The 18,871-nt window shown below is 35.4% G+C and carries 15 protein-coding genes, 4 tRNA genes and 1 pseudogene; 1 reads left to right on the top strand and 19 read right to left on the bottom strand.

The features are described from left to right. Positions 1-122 precede the first annotated feature (122 nt). The 18 genes from BUC11_RS13035 to rpsU all read right to left on the bottom strand — a co-directional run bounded on the left by BUC11_RS13035 (position 123) and on the right by rpsU (position 16,317). Positions 123-482 carry a hypothetical protein gene (locus BUC11_RS13035; protein ID WP_073354718.1) on the bottom strand — a complete coding sequence of 120 codons (360 nt, stop codon included), beginning with the start codon at positions 480-482 and terminating at the stop codon, positions 123-125. A gap of 492 nt (positions 483-974) precedes the next feature. After that, positions 975-1,286 carry a DUF3467 domain-containing protein gene (locus BUC11_RS13030; protein ID WP_073354716.1) on the bottom strand — a complete coding sequence of 104 codons (312 nt, stop codon included), beginning with the start codon at positions 1,284-1,286 and terminating at the stop codon, positions 975-977. A gap of 3 nt (positions 1,287-1,289) precedes the next feature. Beyond that, positions 1,290-5,603, bottom strand: coding sequence for a DNA-directed RNA polymerase subunit beta' (gene rpoC, locus BUC11_RS13025; RefSeq protein WP_073354714.1), 4,314 nt, complete (start codon positions 5,601-5,603; stop codon positions 1,290-1,292). A gap of 241 nt (positions 5,604-5,844) precedes the next feature. After that, positions 5,845-9,657 carry a DNA-directed RNA polymerase subunit beta gene (rpoB, locus tag BUC11_RS13020; protein ID WP_073354712.1) on the bottom strand — a complete coding sequence of 1,271 codons (3,813 nt, stop codon included), beginning with the start codon at positions 9,655-9,657 and terminating at the stop codon, positions 5,845-5,847. Positions 9,658-9,932: 275 nt separating this feature from the next. Beyond that, positions 9,933-10,301 (bottom strand): 50S ribosomal protein L7/L12, encoded by a 369-nt coding sequence (gene rplL / locus BUC11_RS13015; protein ID WP_039109063.1) that lies wholly within the window; start codon positions 10,299-10,301, stop codon positions 9,933-9,935. An 89-nt stretch (positions 10,302-10,390) separates the two neighbouring features. Next, positions 10,391-10,906, bottom strand: coding sequence for a 50S ribosomal protein L10 (gene rplJ, locus BUC11_RS13010; protein WP_073354710.1), 516 nt, complete (start codon positions 10,904-10,906; stop codon positions 10,391-10,393). A gap of 22 nt (positions 10,907-10,928) precedes the next feature. Continuing rightward, complete coding sequence (gene rplA, locus BUC11_RS13005) at positions 10,929-11,618, bottom strand: 50S ribosomal protein L1 (RefSeq protein WP_066082291.1); 690 nt, start codon at positions 11,616-11,618, stop codon at positions 10,929-10,931. Positions 11,619-11,631: 13 nt separating this feature from the next. Further along, complete coding sequence (gene rplK / locus BUC11_RS13000) at positions 11,632-12,069, bottom strand: 50S ribosomal protein L11 (RefSeq protein ID WP_066082293.1); 438 nt, start codon at positions 12,067-12,069, stop codon at positions 11,632-11,634. A gap of 66 nt (positions 12,070-12,135) precedes the next feature. Further along, positions 12,136-12,687, bottom strand: coding sequence for a transcription termination/antitermination protein NusG (nusG, locus tag BUC11_RS12995; protein ID WP_066082295.1), 552 nt, complete (start codon positions 12,685-12,687; stop codon positions 12,136-12,138). Between the two features lie 10 nt (positions 12,688-12,697). Beyond that, positions 12,698-12,895 carry a preprotein translocase subunit SecE gene (secE, locus tag BUC11_RS12990; protein WP_066082297.1) on the bottom strand — a complete coding sequence of 66 codons (198 nt, stop codon included), beginning with the start codon at positions 12,893-12,895 and terminating at the stop codon, positions 12,698-12,700. Between the two features lie 18 nt (positions 12,896-12,913). Next, positions 12,914-12,984 (bottom strand) — tRNA-Trp (locus tag BUC11_RS12985). A gap of 54 nt (positions 12,985-13,038) precedes the next feature. Beyond that, a complete protein-coding gene (gene tuf / locus BUC11_RS12980) occupies positions 13,039-14,226 on the bottom strand; it encodes an elongation factor Tu (protein ID WP_073354708.1) in 1,188 nt (395 codons plus the stop codon). A gap of 54 nt (positions 14,227-14,280) precedes the next feature. Next, positions 14,281-14,352 (bottom strand) — tRNA-Thr (locus BUC11_RS12975). An 86-nt stretch (positions 14,353-14,438) separates the two neighbouring features. Beyond that, positions 14,439-14,522: transfer RNA gene (locus tag BUC11_RS12970), tRNA-Tyr, on the bottom strand. Positions 14,523-14,657: 135 nt separating this feature from the next. Continuing rightward, positions 14,658-14,731 (bottom strand) — tRNA-Thr (locus BUC11_RS12965). A gap of 89 nt (positions 14,732-14,820) precedes the next feature. Then, positions 14,821-15,123 (bottom strand): ribosome hibernation-promoting factor, HPF/YfiA family, encoded by a 303-nt coding sequence (gene hpf / locus BUC11_RS12960; RefSeq protein ID WP_073354720.1) that lies wholly within the window; start codon positions 15,121-15,123, stop codon positions 14,821-14,823. A 34-nt stretch (positions 15,124-15,157) separates the two neighbouring features. Continuing rightward, entirely contained in the window at positions 15,158-16,054 is an 897-nt protein-coding gene (locus BUC11_RS12955) for a tyrosine-type recombinase/integrase (RefSeq protein ID WP_073354706.1), read from the bottom strand. A gap of 68 nt (positions 16,055-16,122) precedes the next feature. Continuing rightward, positions 16,123-16,317, bottom strand: a complete 195-nt coding sequence (gene rpsU, locus BUC11_RS12950; protein ID WP_035670421.1) for a 30S ribosomal protein S21 — start codon at positions 16,315-16,317, stop codon at positions 16,123-16,125. A 103-nt stretch (positions 16,318-16,420) separates the two neighbouring features. Between rpsU and BUC11_RS16805 the strand changes: the two are divergent. Further along, positions 16,421-17,484 (top strand): annotated as a pseudogene (locus tag BUC11_RS16805) (endonuclease/exonuclease/phosphatase family protein). 157 nt (positions 17,485-17,641) lie between these two features. Here BUC11_RS16805 and BUC11_RS12940 read toward each other — a convergent pair. Further along, positions 17,642-18,811, bottom strand: coding sequence for an acyl-CoA dehydrogenase family protein (locus BUC11_RS12940; protein WP_073354704.1), 1,170 nt, complete (start codon positions 18,809-18,811; stop codon positions 17,642-17,644). Positions 18,812-18,871: the final 60 nt, after the last annotated feature.

Below are 18,871 nucleotides of genomic sequence, written 5' to 3'. Positions count from 1 at the left end.
ACCTCGGAAAAGGCATCAATTTGATTCTCCAAATGAAGTATATTTACAATTATTAAACAATAATCAGGAATTCGCATTAATTAATTGAATCCACCTATCTCTATTTTAGTGATGATTTTAAATTAGGCAACCATACTTTCCAAGTTCACCGCTTTCTTTAAAAAAGCTTTGATCAATAGGCGATTGGGTGCTACACCAGAGGTAATTACTTGTTTCTTTGTGTTAATACCTTCTGTAGAAATGGTACTATTTGGATCTTGTTTCGAACCCATAAACCACAATACAAAATTCATACTGCTAGAAGAAGATACGGCTGAAACGCTTTCTTTTTTTGTTGAAACAGTCAGTTCAACTGTATTTAAATCTGCCACAGTATTTGCAGTTTGTGCCACAACACTTGTATTTGAAATTAGAATAAAAACAAATAGAATAAGGCCATTAACCATGGTTTTTGTATTTGCTTTTAAAGAAAAATATTTCATAACAATTATATTTTTACGAGAAAGACGGTTTGTATCTCTAACTCGATTGCGAAAGTATACCAATTAAAATCGAGCCGAAAATATTTTCGATGAAGCACCATTATAATCGTTTAAAGCACAAACTTGTTGTTTAAAGCGACTATTTAATATGCAGTTAACACTGCATTACCATGATCTCGATGGCAATCCATCATACCAGGAGCTCATTACTATGAAATTTTAAAAGCACTAATGCAACCAAAAAAAAAGTACCCAACACAGTTCGATGTGGAGCCATAACCAACACCACATAGTATAATATATAGTAGCATCGATTGATTACCGATTTAAATATCGGTTTCACAAAAAAACAAAATATGAAGTATAGAAGAATAAAACTGAAGATTTCATTCACCAGAGGTAGCCTTTTACCTTTGTAAAATAATAGTGCTATCCTTAGAAATAGGGAATAAAAAAAAAGGCTTCCGTTGTTACGGAAGCCTTTTAAATAACTTATGCTTGTCCCGCAGGACCAAAATTAAGCGGTATAGGTGCTTGTTCAGTGTCTTTTATTTCGCCATGAGCGACTTCAAAACGGTGAATATTTTCCCCAATTGCTTTTAATAATCTTTTAGCATGCTGTGGAGTCAAGACAATTCTTGATTTCACCTTAGCTTTAGGAATACCTGGCATGATACTTACAAAATCTAAAACAAACTCTGATGAAGAGTGATTTATTATTGCTAAATTGGAATAAATTCCTTCAGCAATTTTTTCGTCTAACTCAATATTAATCTGCTCTTGTTGTTGATTAGAATTACTCATACCTTAATAAATATATTCTTCTTTGTTAGCCATCATATCATTGTAATCCTCTTTTGAACCTACAATTGTATTATCATATTCTCTCATACCCGTTCCGGCAGGGATTCTATGTCCAACAATTACATTTTCTTTCAATCCTTCTAAGTAATCGATTTTACCTGCAACAGCAGCTTCATTCAATACTTTAGTCGTTTCTTGGAACGATGCAGCAGAGATAAATGATTTTGTTTGAAGTGATGCTCTTGTAATACCTTGTAAAACTGGCGTTGCTGTTGCAGTAACAACATCACGAGCTACAACAAGATTTTTATCCGTACGTTTCAATAAAGAGTTCTCATCACGCAACTCACGAGGCGTAATAATCTGACCTTCTTTAAGCGCACTAGAATCTCCAGCATCTTCAACCACTTTCATACCGTATAATTTGTCGTTCTGAACGATAAAATCTTTAGTGTGAATCAATTGATCTTCTAAGAATAAAGTATCACCTGGATCTTGAACTCTAACTTTACGCATCATTTGACGTATTACTACTTCAAAGTGTTTATCATTAATTTTCACCCCTTGCAAACGGTATACTTCTTGAATTTCATTTACCAAATACTGTTGAACAGCCGCTGGTCCTTGAATTCTTAAAATATCATCTGGAGTAATAGCTCCATCAGATAAAGGTACACCTGCTCTAACGAAGTCATTCTCTTGAACTAGAATTTGACTTGATAATTTAACCAAGTATTTTCTAATGTCTCCAAATTTAGATTCGATAACAACCTCACGATTCCCTCTTTTGATTTTTCCAAATGAAACAACACCGTCAATCTCAGATACAACAGCTGGATTAGAAGGATTACGAGCTTCTAATAACTCTGTAATTCTAGGTAAACCTCCTGTAATATCTCCAGATTTAGAAGAACGACGTGGGATTTTTACCAATACCTTACCTGCTTTAATTTTCTCCCCATTTTCAACCATCAAGTGGGCTCCAACTGGTAAGTTATAAGAACGAATCAATTCATTGTCTTTACCGTAAACCAATAAAGTTGGAATTAATTTTTTAGCTCTTGATTCAGAAATTACTTTTTCTTGGAAACCAGTTTGCTCATCAATTTCAACCATGAATGATTGACCTTGCTCTAACTCTTCGTAAGCAATTTTACCAGTAAATTCGGAAACAATAACTCCATTGTATGGATCCCATTTACAAATCACATCCCCTTTAACGACAGACTGACCGTCTTTTACGAAAATAGAGGATCCGTAAGGAATATTATTGGTACTTAATAAAATACCTGTTCTTTCATCAATTAATTTCAATTCAGTAGAACGAGAAACTACAATATCAACTGCATTTCCTTCACTATCTTCTCCCTTAACAGTTTTTAAATCTTCTATTTCAAGTTTACCATTAAATTTGGTAATGATACTTGACTCTTCGGATATACCACCCGCAACCCCACCAACGTGGAAAGTACGTAATGTTAACTGTGTACCAGGTTCTCCAATAGACTGTGCTGCAATTACACCAACAGCTTCTCCTCTTTGTGTCATTTTTCCAGTAGCTAAATTTCTACCGTAACATTTAGCACAAATCCCTTTCAACGCTTCACAAGTTAATGGAGAACGAACTTCTACTTTCTCGATAGGAGAAGCATCAATTGCTTTCATTATAACTTCTGTAATTTGCTGACCAGAATGAATTAAAATTTCATTATTCAATGGATTGATTAAGTCTTGTAACACTACACGACCTAATATTCTTTCTCCTAATGTTTCAACAATTTCTTCATTTTTCTTCAATGCTGAAACTTCAACACCTCTAAGTGTACCACAATCATCGATATTAACAATAACATCTTGCGATACATCATGCAATCTTCTTGTTAAGTATCCTGCATCTGCCGTTTTCAAAGCTGTATCCGCAAGACCTTTACGCGCACCGTGAGTAGAAATAAAGTACTCAAGGATCGAAAGACCTTCTTTAAAGTTAGAAAGAATCGGGTTTTCAATAATTTCACCACCACCGGCAGTAGATTTTTTTGGCTTAGCCATCAAACCACGCATACCTGTTAACTGACGAATTTGTTCTTTGGAACCCCTTGCTCCAGAATCAAGCATCATATACACCGAGTTGAAACCTTGTTGGTCTTCTCTAATGTTTTTCATGGCTAACTCTGTTAACTGAGCATTTGCTGAAGTCCACACATCAATAACTTGGTTGTAACGTTCGTTATTAGTGATAAGACCCATGTTATAATTAGCAGAGATACCTTGAACTTGTTCTCTAGCGTCTGCAATTAATTTAGGTTTTTGATCTGGAATTCTAATATCTCCCAATGAGAATGACAAACCACCTTTGAAGGCAAATTTATATCCCATATCTTTCATGTTGTCCAAGAAAGCTGCCGTTGTAGGTACATCGGTAGCGCTTAAAACATGTCCAATAATATCTCTAAGATTTTTCTTAGTCAATACATCATTGATATATCCTGCTGCTTCTGGCACAACTTCATTAAACAATACACGACCAGCAGTCGTTTTAATGATTTGGTAAACCAAGTCACCTGCTTCATTAAAATGTTTTGCTCTAATTTTAACAGAAGCATTCAATTCTAATCTACCTTCGTTCAAAGCAATGTTTACTTCTTCAGCAGAATAAAAAGTGATTCCTTCTCCTAAAATTTTAAGTTCAGGAGTTGACAAACGCTCTTTGGTCATATAATAAAGACCAAGCACCATGTCTTGAGAAGGTACCGTAATTGGAGCTCCATTAGCAGGATTCAGAATATTGTGAGAACCCAACATTAACAATTGTGCTTCCAAAATAGCCTCTGGTCCTAGTGGCAAGTGAACTGCCATTTGATCCCCATCAAAATCCGCATTAAATGCAGTACAAACTAAAGGGTGCAATTGGATTGCTTTTCCTTCAATTAATTTTGGTTGGAACGCTTGGATACCTAATCTGTGCAAAGTAGGAGCACGATTCAGTAATATTGGATGCCCTTTAATTACATTTTCCAGGATATCCCATACTACAGGCTCTTTCTTATCTATTATTTTCTTAGCTGATTTTACCGTTTTTACAATCCCTCTTTCTATCAATTTACGGATAACGAAAGGTTTGTATAATTCTGCTGCCATATCTTTAGGGATACCACACTCAGATAATTTTAATTCAGGTCCAACAACAATTACCGAACGAGCAGAATAATCCACACGTTTTCCAAGTAAGTTTTGACGGAAACGTCCTTGCTTACCTTTAAGGGAATCAGATAATGATTTTAATGGTCTATTTGATTCTGTTTTTACTGCAGATGCTTTACGCGTATTATCAAAAAGTGAATCTACCGATTCTTGCAACATACGTTTTTCGTTTCTTAAGATCACTTCTGGAGCTTTAATCTCCATTAATCTTTTTAAACGGTTGTTACGTATAATTACACGACGGTATAAATCATTTAAATCCGAAGTGGCAAAACGACCTCCATCAAGTGGCACAAGTGGACGTAATTCTGGTGGAATAACTGGTACCACTTTCATAATCATCCATTCCGGACGATTCTCACGGTTCAAGTTAGACTCCCGGAAAGATTCAACAACTTGTAATCTTTTTAAGGCTTCCGTTTTACGTTGTTTAGACGTTTCATTATTTGCGTTATGTCTTAATTGGTAAGATAACTGATCTAAATCAATTCTAGCTAATAGGTCCATAATACACTCTGCTCCCATTTTGGCAACAAATTTATTTGGATCAAAATCATCAAGATATTGATTGTCTGCAGGAAGTGTATCCAAGATATTCAAATATTCTTCTTCTGTAAGGAAGTCCAATCTTTGTACTGATTCACCTTCTGCATTTTTAGCAATACCGGCTTGGATTACTACGTATCTTTCGTAGTAAATAATCATATCTAATTTCTTAGAAGGAAGTCCAAGTATATAACCAATTTTATTTGGAAGAGAACGGAAATACCAGATATGAGCAATAGGCACAACCAGGTTGATGTGACCTACTCTATCTCTACGTACTTTCTTCTCCGTAACTTCAACACCACAACGGTCACAGATGATCCCTTTGTAACGAATTCTTTTATATTTACCACAAGCACATTCAAAATCTTTTACTGGTCCGAAGATTCGTTCACAAAAAAGACCATCACGCTCTGGTTTGTGCGTTCTGTAATTGATAGTTTCCGGCTTTAACACTTCACCTCTTGATTCTTTCAAGATAGATTCAGGAGAAGCAAGACCTATTGAGATTTTATTAAACCTTTTTACAGGGTTTTTATCCTTGTTGTTATTATTTCTATTATTCATCATAGCTTTTACTATTGATTTATTTGCAATTAAAAATTGATTTTTGTTTAAACGTTACGGTGTACCGTCTAAACTCCGCGGGTTACTTCTCTAAACTTCAAATTAGAAGTGCTAGTTATAAACATCATTAATATTTATAAAAAATCGGAACGGTTTACGGGTATAAATCCTGAAAACTAATTAAAAAAGCAAACAGTGTTCAGTATTCAGTTTTGAACTGAACACTGACACTGATTACTGAATACTATTCTTCTAAACGAATATCAAGACCAAGCCCTTTCAATTCATGCATTAATACATTGAATGATTCTGGCAATCCTGGTTCTGGCATAGATTCTCCTTTTACGATTGCCTCGTAAGTTTTAGCTCTACCAATAACATCATCAGACTTCACAGTCAAGATTTCTCTAAGTGTACTTGATGCTCCATAAGCCTCAAGTGCCCAAACTTCCATCTCTCCAAAACGTTGTCCTCCAAATTGAGCTTTACCTCCAAGTGGTTGTTGCGTAATCAACGAGTACGGTCCTATAGAACGTGCGTGCATTTTATCATCAACCATGTGACCAAGTTTCAACATATAGATAACTCCAACTGTTGCTGCTTGATGGAAACGTTCTCCTGTACCACCATCATATAAATAGGTATGTCCAAAACGTGGTATTCCAGCTTCGTCAGTCAATTCATTGATTTGATCCAATGTAGCTCCGTCAAAAATTGGGGTAGCAAATTTTCTACCCAAGTTTTGTCCAGCCCAACCCAGAACTGTTTCATAAATTTGACCAATATTCATACGTGAAGGTACACCTAGCGGGTTCAACACGATATCAACTGGCGTTCCGTCTTCAAGGAAAGGCATATCTTCATGACGAACGATACGAGCAACAATACCTTTGTTACCGTGACGTCCCGCCATTTTATCCCCAACTTTTAACTTACGTTTTTTGGCTATATATACTTTCGCTAATTTCAAGATACCTGCTGGCAATTCATCCCCAACAGTGATCGTGAATTTCTCTCTACGTAAAGCACCCTGTAAATCGTTCAATTTAATTTTATAGTTATGAATTAAATCATTCACCATTTTATTAGCTGCATCATCTGCAACCCATTGACCTTTACTTAAGTGAGCAAAATCTTCTACAGCATAAAGCATTTTTTGTGTATATTTTTTACCTTTTGGTAAAACTTCCTCACCCAAATCGTTCATAACCCCTTGAGATGTTTTTCCGTTTACGATCAAGAAAAGTTTTTCTACTAATTTGTCTTTTAATTCAACAAATTTAACTTCAAACTCCATTTCAAGTGCTCCTAAAGCATCTTTATCCTGAGTACGTTTACGCTTATCTTTAACGGCTCTTGCGAACAATTTTTTATCTAAAACAACACCATGTAAAGAAGGAGACGCTTTCAATGAAGCATCTTTTACATCACCTGCTTTATCCCCGAAGATTGCACGAAGCAATTTCTCTTCTGGAGTAGGATCTGATTCCCCTTTTGGAGTAATTTTACCGATCAAAATGTCACCAGGTTTAACCTCGGCTCCAATTCTAATCATACCATTTTCATCTAAATCTTTAGTAGCTTCTTCAGAAACGTTTGGTATATCATTCGTCAATTCCTCGTTACCTAATTTAGTATCTCTAACTTCTAATGAATAATCATCGACGTGAATAGAGGTAAAAATATCGTCACGAACTACTTTTTCAGAAATTACAATCGCATCCTCAAAGTTGTATCCTTTCCATGGCATAAAAGCAACTTTTAGGTTACGACCTAAAGCTAATTCACCATTTTGAGTCGCATATCCTTCTGATAATACTTGTCCAGGCACCACTCTATCCCCTTTTCTTACGATCGGTTTCAGGTTGATACTTGTACCTTGATTGGTTTTTCTAAATTTAATTAGATTGTATGTTTTTTCATCAGACTCAAAACTTACCATTCTTTCTTCTTCAGAACGATCGTATTTGATAGTGATAATATTTGCATCCACATATTCTATAACTCCATCTCCTTCAGCATTAATCAATACTCTAGAATCAGAAGCTACTTGACGCTCTAAACCTGTTCCAACAATAGGAGCTTCAGGACGAATTAATGGTACGGCCTGACGCATCATGTTAGATCCCATCAAGGCTCTATTCGCATCATCATGTTCCAAGAAAGGAATCAATGAAGCTGAAATAGAAGCAATTTGATTTGGAGCAACATCTGTGTAATCCACTCTTGTTGGCTCAATTACTGGGAAATCACCTTCCTGACGTGCAATAACGTCTTCGGCAGTAATTTTTCCAGTAGCATCCATTTGAATGTTTGCTTGTGCAATTAACATTCCTTCTTCTTCTTCAGCACTTAAGTAAACAGGAGTAGAAACTAAATCAACAGTTCCGTTAGTTACTTTACGGTATGGTGTTTCAATGAAACCCATTCCGTTTACTTTAGCATAAACCCCAAGAGAGGATATCAAACCAATGTTTGGTCCCTCAGGAGTTTCAATTGGACATAAACGTCCGTAATGCGTATAGTGAACATCACGTACTTCAAATCCAGCTCTTTCTCTTGAAAGTCCACCTGGTCCTAGTGCAGATAATCTTCTTTTGTGCGTAATCTCAGCAAGTGGATTCGTTTGATCCATAAACTGTGACAACTGGTTTGTTCCAAAGAAAGAGTTGATAACTGACGATAATGTTTTTGCATTAATCAAGTCAATTGGCGTAAACACCTCGTTATCTCTAACGTTCATACGCTCTCTAATGGTTCTAGCCATACGTGCTAAACCAACACCGAATTGTTGAGACAATTGTTCACCAACTGTTCTTACACGACGGTTTGATAAGTGATCAATATCATCAATCTCTGCTTTAGAGTTGATCAATTCAATCAAATATTTCACGATAGTTATGATATCCTCTTTGGTCAAGACTTGCTTTTCCATTGGAGTATCCAACCCTAATTTTTTATTAATTCTGTAACGACCTACTTCACCTAAGTTATAACGTTGGTCAGAGAAGAACAATTTATCAATAATACCACGAGCCGTTTCTTCATCAGGCGGTTCAGCGTTACGCAATTGTCTGTAGATATGTTCAACAGCCTCTTTTTCAGAGTTTGTTGGATCTTTTTGTAGCGTATTATGAATGATGGCATAATCACCTTGATTAGCATCTTCTTTATGCAACAAAATAGATTTAACGTTAGAATCAATGATTTCTTCTACATTATCTTTGTCGATAATGGTATCTCTATCAAGGATAATTTCGTTACGTTCGATAGAAACTACTTCACCAGTATCTTCATCAACAAAATCTTCATGCCATGTATTCAATACACGAGCCGCTAATTTTCTACCGATATACTTTTTAAGTCCTGTTTTAGAAACCTTAATTTCCTCTGCAAGATCAAAAATCTCAAGGATATCCTTGTCTCTTTCAAATCCAATTGCACGAAATAAAGTAGTTACAGGTAATTTTTTCTTTCTGTCAATATAAGCATACATTACACTGTTTATATCTGTAGAAAATTCTATCCAAGAACCTTTAAAAGGAATTACTCTGGCAGAATACAATTTTGTTCCATTTGCATGGAATGATTGACCAAAGAAAACTCCAGGAGATCTGTGTAATTGCGAAACAACTACACGCTCAGCACCATTAATAACAAAGGTACCACTTGGCGTCATATAAGGAATTGTACCAAGATAGACATCTTGAACAATAGTTTCAAAATCTTCATGTTCTGGATCTGTACAATATAGTTTTAACCTTGCTTTTAAAGGCACACTATAAGTAAGTCCTCTTTCTATACATTCTTGAATAGTATAACGTGGTGGATCTACAAAATAATCAAGGAATTCCAATACAAAGTTATTTCTTGTATCAGTAATTGGGAAATTTTCCATGAAGGTATTGTAAAGCCCTTCGTCACCTCTTTCGTCAGATTTAGTTTCTAATTGAAAAAAATCTTTAAACGATTTAACCTGAACATCTAGAAAATCTGGATAGTCAGGAATATTTTTTGTAGAGGCAAAATTCAATCTTTCAGTCTGATTTGTTAGCATCAATGGACAAAATTTTGATTAAAAAAGTAATTTTTTTTATGTAAATAGTATTTATTTACACTTTTCTTTTACAACCGTTACATCTTTAAAAACCAATTTAAGATAACTACTTTCTTATTATCTGTTAATTTTTTTTCCTCGTAATGGGTAAAATGAATTTATTTAAAAGACTAAAATGCAAGTACACAAGGCAGCCTTTTGTTATACGAAAAATGGTTTAGGTCATTGGGTGATTAAACCCAAGACCTAAACCTTATTCTTAAAACTGATTTTAACTATTTAAGTTCAACCTCAGCTCCAGCTTCTTCTAAAGATTTTTTAAGACCTTCAGCTTCTTCTTTAGAAACACCTTCTTTAACGTTGCTTGGTGCGCTATCTACTACATCTTTAGCTTCTTTCAAACCTAAACCTGTAAGTTCTTTAACCAATTTCACTACTGCTAATTTAGAAGCACCTGCTGCTTTTAATACAACTGTAAATTCTGTTTGAACATCTTCAGCAGCAGCTTCGCCACCTCCTGAAACTACTACAGCTGCAGCAGCTGGTTCGATTCCGTACTCATCTTTTAATATTGTTGCTAATTCGTTAACTTCTTTTACTGTTAGGTTAACTAATTGTTCTGCGAATTGTTTCAAATCTGCCATTTTTTCTATCGTTTTAAAATGATTTGTAAAAATATAATTTATTTATTGTGCGCTTTTTAATTAATAAAAAGTAGAGAGAACTCTATTTTTTATAATGCTTCTACTTCTTCTGTAGCCTCTTCGCTTTTCGCAAATTGGTTTTGAAGAGCAGAAATAACTCTTTGTGCTGGTGCTTGCAATAAACCAATAAGTTCGCCGATAAGCTCTTCTTTAGATTTAATAGTTGCTAATGCATCTAATTGATCGTCACCAATGTAAATTTCAGCGTTAATATAGGCACCCTTTAATAATGGGGTAGCCGATTTTTTTCTGAAATCTTTAATTATTTTTCCAGGTGCATTTGCAACGTCTGAAATAAAGATAGCACTGTTACCTGTCAAAACTGAAGGTAAATCACCATAATCATTAGCAGAAGCCTCCATTGCTTTTGCAAGCAACGTATTTTTTACAACCTCTAATTTTATACCTGCTTTGTAACAAGCCCTTCTCAAGTTTGAAGTAGATTCTGCATTCATACCAGAAATATCAGATACATAAACAATGTTTGTACCGGCTAACTGTGCAGTTAAAACTTCAATCGCGATTGATTTTTCTTCTCTAGTCATACTAAAAATTTTTAACTACCAATTATACTGCTTTAGGATCCAATGCAATTGCAGGACTCATTGTGCTAGTTAGGTAAATACTTTTAATGTAAGTTCCTTTAGCCGCAGTTGGTTTAAGTTTGATTAATGTTTGAATAATTTCGTGAGCATTGTCAATGATTTGTTCTGTTCCAAAAGAAACTTTCCCAATTCCTGCATGCACTATACCAGTTTTATCAACTTTGAAATCGATTTTACCAGCTTTAACCTCAGCAACAGCTTTTGCAACATCCATAGTTACAGTACCTGTTTTAGGGTTAGGCATTAAACCTCTAGGTCCTAAAATACGACCTAATGGACCTAATTTACCCATAACAGAAGGCATTGTGATAATTACATCAACATCTGTCCAACCATCTTTGATTTTTTGTAAATAATCGTCAAGACCTACAAAGTCTGCACCAGCTGCTAAAGCTTCCGCTTCTTTATCTGGAGTAACCAATGCTAATACTTTAACGTCTTTACCAGTTCCATGAGGTAATGTTACCACACCTCTAACCATTTGATTCGCTTTTCTTGGATCTACACCCAAACGTACTGCGATATCAACAGACTCATCAAATTTTGCAGAAGCAACTACTTTTATCAATGCCGCAGCATCTTTAAGAGAATATAGTTTGTTCTTTTCAATTTTTGAAGCAGCCTCTTTTTGCTTTTTTGTCAATTTTGCCATGTCTTTCTCTTAATTAAAAAGGAGCGTCTCCTGATACAGTTATACCCATAGATCTAGCTGTTCCAGCAACCATACTCATTGCAGACTCCATAGTGAATGCATTTAAGTCAGGCATCTTGTCTTCAGCAATAGCTCTAATTTGTTCCCAAGTAACACTAGCTACTTTTTTACGATTAGGCTCACCAGAACCAGATTTTAGCTTTGCAGCTTCCATTAACTGAACTGCTGCTGGAGGAGTTTTTACAACAAAATCAAATGATTTGTCTTTATACACAGTAATTTGTACTGGGCATATTTTGCCGGGTTTATCCTGAGTTCTTGCATTAAATTGCTTGCAAAACTCCATGATGTTTACCCCAGCAGCTCCTAAAGCAGGTCCAACCGGTGGCGATGGATTCGCAGCACCTCCCTTAACTTGTAGTTTAACTACCTTACTAATTTCTTTAGCCATTTTTTAAAAATTTAACATTACAATCATTGGAAGCGATTGCAATGGATATTATAGATGTAACAAAAATTATACTTTTTCAACTTGCATAAAACTCAACTCTAATGGTGTTTTTCTTCCGAAAATCTTTACCATTACCTCTAGTTTACGCTTTTCTTCATTAATTTTCTCAACAGTTCCGTTAAACCCATTGAAAGGACCATCAACAACCTTAATTGTTTCTCCAATATTAAAAGGTATTGCACGTGTATCGGTATTAACCGCTAACTCATCCACCTTGCCTAACATTCTGTTTACTTCTGAAATTCTTAAAGGAACAGGCTCTCCCCCTTTAATTTCCCCTAAAAATCCAATAACGCTTGTTATAGACTTAATAATATGAGGTATTTCTCCAATAAGATTTGCCTCAATCATAACATAACCCGGAAAATAAACTTTGTCTTTGATTATTTTTTTTCCTTCTTTAACGGTAACGACTTTTTCAGTAGGAACTAAAACTTGGGAAACATAATCACCCATACCTAATCTTGCGATCTCGGTCTCGATGTATGCTTTCACCTTATTTTCTTGTCCGCTTACTGCTCTAACGACATACCACTTTTTAATATTATTATCTGCCATAACAAAAAATTTAAGCTTTTATCCAGTTAAAAAATCCAGCTAAAGCTTTTGCAAAAATTTCGTCTACTCCCCAAGTTGCCAAGGCGAACAATACTGAAAAGACAGCAACAACAATTGTTAGACGTTGCACCTCAGGCCAAGCTGGCCAAGTTACATTTGACTTTAATTCCTCAAATGCTTCCGATATGTAATTTACAACTTTTGTCATTATGATTTGTTTTTTTTGCACGGGCGGAGGGATTCGAACCCCCATCAACGGTTTTGGAGACCGCTATTCTACCCTTGAACTACGCCCGTATTAAAGCCAGTAACCACCATTACAATAGTTACTGACTATATAATTTAATATAACTATGCTGTTATTTCAGTTACCTGACCAGCACCTACTGTTCTACCACCTTCACGGATAGCAAAACGTAAACCAACACTTAATGCAATTGCGCTAAGCAATACAACACTAATAGTTAAGTTATCCCCAGGCATAACCATCTCTACACCTTCTGGCAAAGTAATGATACCTGTTACATCAGTTGTACGTACATAGAACTGTGGACGGTAGTTATTATGAAATGGCGTATGACGACCACCTTCTTCTTTTTTCAAGATATAAACCTCTGCTTTAAATGTAGCATGTGGTTTAACTGAACCTGGCTTACAAATAACCATTCCTCTTTTGATGTCTTCTTTTTGAATACCTCTTAAAAGAATACCTACGTTGTCTCCAGCTTCTCCTCTATCAAGGATTTTACGGAACATCTCAACTCCTGTAATAGTAGAAGTCAATTTTTCAGCACCCATACCAATGATTTCAACTGGATCTCCAGTATTAGCAACACCAGTTTCGATACGACCTGTAGCTACAGTTCCACGACCAGTGATTGAAAACACATCTTCAACAGGCATCAAGAAAGGTTTTGCAACGTCTCTTACTGGCTCTTCAATCCAAGAGTCAACAGCTTCCATCAATTCAAGAATTTTTGGTACCCAAACTGGATCATTATTCAATCCACCTAAAGCTGAACCTTGAACAACTGGACCATTATCTCCATCATATTCGTAGAAAGATAACAAGTCTCTGATTTCCATCTCAACTAATTCAAGTAATTCCTCATCATCAACCATATCCACTTTATTCATGAATACAACCATTCTAGGAATACCTACCTGACGGCCTAATAGAATATGCTCACGTGTTTGTGGCATTGGTCCATCAGTCGCAGCTACAACAAGAATAGCACCATCCATTTGAGCAGCACCTGTAACCATGTTCTTTACGTAATCCGCGTGACCTGGACAGTCAACGTGAGCGTAATGACGATTAGCAGTTTCATACTCTACGTGTGATGTATTAATTGTAATACCTCTTTCTTTTTCTTCTGGAGCATTATCAATTTGATCAAATGATTTTGCTTGACAGTAACCAGCATCAGATAACACTTTAGTTATCGCTGCAGTTAATGTAGTTTTTCCGTGATCCACGTGCCCAATTGTACCAATGTTTAAGTGGGGCTTGTTACGGTTAAAGGTTTCTTTTGCCATTTTACTTAATTTTTAATCTATTTATATATTTAATTTCAATCTCCTACTTACTTGAGCCAATGTCGGGAATTGAACCCGAGACCTCTTCCTTACCAAGGAAGCACTCTACCCCTGAGCTACACCGGCGGTAAAGATTTTAGATTCCTGATTTTAGTTCTTCGATAGTAGAACTTTACAGTCCTGGCATCTAAATTCTAAAATCTAAATTCTTTTGGTGGGGAGAGCAGGATTCGAACCTGCGAAGTTTACACAGCAGATTTACAGTCTGCCCTCGTTGGCCGCTTGAGTATCTCCCCTACTCTTTTTATTATCAAACTCTTACAGTCTAGATTCAGCGAAGGATTTCTCCTTGACCTCACCCGGAATTACCCTCTCCTCTTTATAGATTCAAAGCAACACCCTGCGAAGCACTACAACCTTCCTCTTTCTTGAGCCGGCGGAGGGACTCGAACCCACGACCTGCTGATTACAAATCAGCTGCTCTAGCCAACTGAGCTACGCTGGCGAATCAATAAAAAAAGTCCGCTATTTCTAACGGACTGCAAATGTATAGATTTTATCTCTCAATCAAAACATTTTTTAAAAAAATTTATATTAAATATGCGAACTTATTTTTTCTTTTCTTTTTACCAGCAACCGCTCTAGTGATTCTGAAGAGAGTTCTACTGCCTCTTCAAATGTTTTACATTGTTTTTTAACTAAAAAATCGTCTCCAGGAACGTTAATTTTTATCTCTGCAATTTTATTTTCTTTATCACTTGTCTTTTCAACTTTTAAAAAAACATCTGCAGACACGACTTTATCGTAATACTTCTCCAACTTGTCCAATCGTTCTTGAACAAAATCTACTAGCTTTTTGTCAACAGCAAAGTTAACTGCATGAACACTTACCTTCATAATCATCTTTTTTAATTGTTAAACATTTGAAAAATCACTTCCTCCCGCGAGGGTGGGCCTCTTTGTATACACTTTTAAGCTCTGAAAGACTATTATGGGTATAAATCTGCGTAGACGCCAGACTAGAATGTCCTAATAATTCTTTCACTGAATTCAAATCTGCTCCATTGTTTAATAAATGCGTAGCAAAAGTATGTCGCAATATATGTGGACTTTTTTTTACTTTTTCAGAGACAATACTAAAGTAAGAATTAATTAGACGATACACAAAGGAATCATTTAATTTTAACCCTTTTTTAGTGAGAAAAAAATAATCCTCATCAACACCCACCAATACCGAAGTACGTTCTTTCAGATACCAATTAAATTGACCTGCTATCACCGGCAAAATAGGAATAATTCGTTCTTTGTTTCGCTTCCCAACCACTTTGACTACACGATTTGCTAAGTCAACATTTGCCATTTTAAGATGAATTAATTCCGCTCGACGCATCCCTGTTGTGTAGAGCAAATCAATGATTAGCTTATTTCTGATGTCCTCAAAACCAACCGTCGTTTGCAACTGATTCAAAACCTCGGTCACTTCCTTTTCAGAAAAAGGGATTTGTATTATTTTTGGAACCTTAAGCGCCTTGTGCCTCAACATTGGACTAGTCTCTATTTGCTTTGTCTTTACTAGAAATTTGTAAAAAGCTTTCAAAGAAGCCATCTTTCTATTCACTGAAACATTAGATACAGCACTATTAACCAATACTACAATCCAATTTCTAATTTGGCCGTAGCCCACCTGATCTATTTCTTCTTGATCAAAATGCGTTTTATGAAATGCTTCAAAAGAAGCGAGGTCATCACAGTAAGCCGTGACGGTATGTGTAGAGTATTTCTTCTCCAACTGGAGGTAATCCCGAAATGCATCTTTATTTGTAGACATAAAAAAACCGTTAGCATCAAAGTTATAAAATTTTGATGACTAACGGTATTTTAATTTAATGGAATCGACTAACTCTCTAAGTTATCTCTCATATTTTGGATATAAGCCGCTTTTTGAATTTTGATTCTATTCGTTACTGAAGGCTTAATAAAAGCAGTACGTGCTCTTAGTTGACGAACAGTTCCTGTTTTATCAAATTTTCTTTTGTAGCGTTTTAACGCTCTATCGATATTTTCTCCGTCTTTAATTGGTATAATTAACATAATATAGACACCCCCTTTCTTTAGTCTGCAAAAGTAGGATAATAATATGAATTAACAAGTAATTGCATAATTTTATTTATTTTTACGAACTAAAATAATATTTATGTGGTTTATCGCAATTTCTATTTTACTACTTTTAGCAAGTATATTACCTTATACGCCGCTGACACATTGGTTCTATAGAGTATTTGAATTTGGTAAAATTCAAATATTTATTTTACAAATTACGGCTTTAGTCCTCAGCTTTATCTTAATAGACGAATCTTATTTTTGGTTGTGTATTCTTCAGTTATTGACACTGTTAAGCATCGTAAGTCACACAGTAGCGCTATATAAATACACTTCTTTTTACAAGTCCATACAAAAAGAACCTTGCGATACTTCTTCAGAAAAAATTACGGTCCTTTCGGCAAATGTATTTCAAGAAAATAAAGAACACGAAAAATTTATAGCTCTGATTGCTAAATACAATCCAGATATTTTTTTAACAATGGAATCTGATGAAAATTGGGAAAAGGCACTCTCTGTTTTGGAAGACGACTACAAACACAGCGTTAAAGTAGCCTTAAACAACACCTACGGCATGCATTTATATTCTAAATTTAAGATAATAAAGCATCGTGTTCATCATTTTGTAGCGGATGATCTGCCCAGCATTGAGGCCAAAATTAGCACTCCTGACAATTTTGAATTTACTTTCTTTGCGGTACATCCGCCACCAAGCCCTACAGAGGAAGAAAATTCCAAAGAGCGTGATGGAGAGCTTTTAAGTATCGCAAAAAAAATAAAAAAAACTCCGACACCTGCGTAATACTTGGAGACTTCAACAATGTGGCCTGGGCCAAATCCTCAATTTTATTTAGAAAAACCAGCGGAACAATAGACGGAAGAATTGGCAGAGGATTTATTTCAAGTTTTCATACCAAATATTGGTTTTTAAGATTTCCTATTGACTTGATGTTTCATACAGCAGATGTATTTATTGAGGAATTAAAAAGCTTAGAACATTTTGGATCTGATCATTTTCCTATATATGCAAAATTTTTCATCAACAAGAAAACTGCAAAACAAGAGCATTTAACAGAAAACCTCGAGGAAGGAGAACATGAGATTGTTCAAGAAATAATACAAGAAGGCATAAATGAAAAAAGCGATAACCGTACTTGATTATCGCTTTTTTATAATTTTAAATATGTTTACTAATTCAATTACTTTCTAGCAGTCACTATGTTTTACATTTCACTTATCCCTATTACAATAGGACATAATTTTAAAAATCTTTAACACTTGCTAGCTCATATCTGAATTAACTATAAGTCAGTTACTATTTCACCGCTGGCTTATAATCTTGCTTATCAATTATCATTTTTGACAAAATCTCCTTAAGAATCTCAGAAGTCCCACCTCCTATTGGCCCTAAACGACTGTCTCTAAACAAACGTGCTAAAGGATATTCTTCCATGTAGCCATAACCTCCCAGCATTTGCAAACAACTATAAATTGTTTCATCCGCAACTTTGGTAGATTTTAATTTAGCCATAGTAGCTTCCTTAACTACATATTCTCCTTTGTCTAATCGCGCTACGGCTGCATAATTAAATATTTTACAATGCTCTACCTCTGTTGCATGCTCTACTAACGTATGTCTCAATGCTTGAAATTTATTTATTTTTTTTCCAAAAGCCTCGCGTTGCGACATGTACTCTATGGTATAATCAATTGCATATTCCGCTCTCGCGTGACCGTTTATAGCCATAATCAAGCGCTCTAAAGCAAAATGTTGCATAATATAAGGAAATCCCTTTCCTTCCTCTCCCATCAAATTCTCGACAGGAATCTCCACATTATCGAATGCAATTTCGGCCGTATCAGAAGCTCTCCATCCTAATTTATCAAGTTTTACAGCTGAAACTCCTTTCAAATTCGTATCCATTAAAAAGATACTAATCCCTTTATTCCCCAGCTCAGGACTTGTTTTTGCAGCGACTATATAATAATCAGCATAAATACCATTGGTAATGAATGTTTTAGACCCGTTAATAATGTATTTGTCTCCCTTTTTTACTGCAGTAGTGCGCATACCTGCAACATCACTACCACCAAAAGGTTCTGTTATGCACAAAGCGCCTATTTTATCACCAGCAATACTTGGCGCTAAATAATCTTGCTTTATTCTTTCGTCTCCTTCTGCATTCAAATGCGTCATGGCTAAATAAGAGTGAGCCCACATAGCAGCAGCAAAACCAGATGATTTAATTTTTTGAAGTTCTTCTAGAAAAATAACGGTGTAAAATAAATCTAAATTCAATCCGCCATAAGCCTCTGGATACCCGATTCCAAAAAAGCCCATATCCCCAAACTTTTTCCATATAAATCGCTCAATTGACCCGGTTTTCTCCCATTTTTCAATATGAGGCACCACTTCTTTTTGTAAAAAACCTTTTAAACTTTCTCTAAATAATTGGTGTTCTTCTGTGAAATAACTTGAATTCATATAACTATTATTATTTTTAACAAATTGATGTAATTGAAACCAAAAGCAGCAGCTTCGCGT

Origin of the sequence: Flavobacterium xanthum (assembly GCF_900142695.1) — a bacterium.
Taxonomy (GTDB): domain Bacteria; phylum Bacteroidota; class Bacteroidia; order Flavobacteriales; family Flavobacteriaceae; genus Flavobacterium; species Flavobacterium xanthum.
This window is presented reverse-complemented; position numbering and strand designations above follow the sequence as displayed.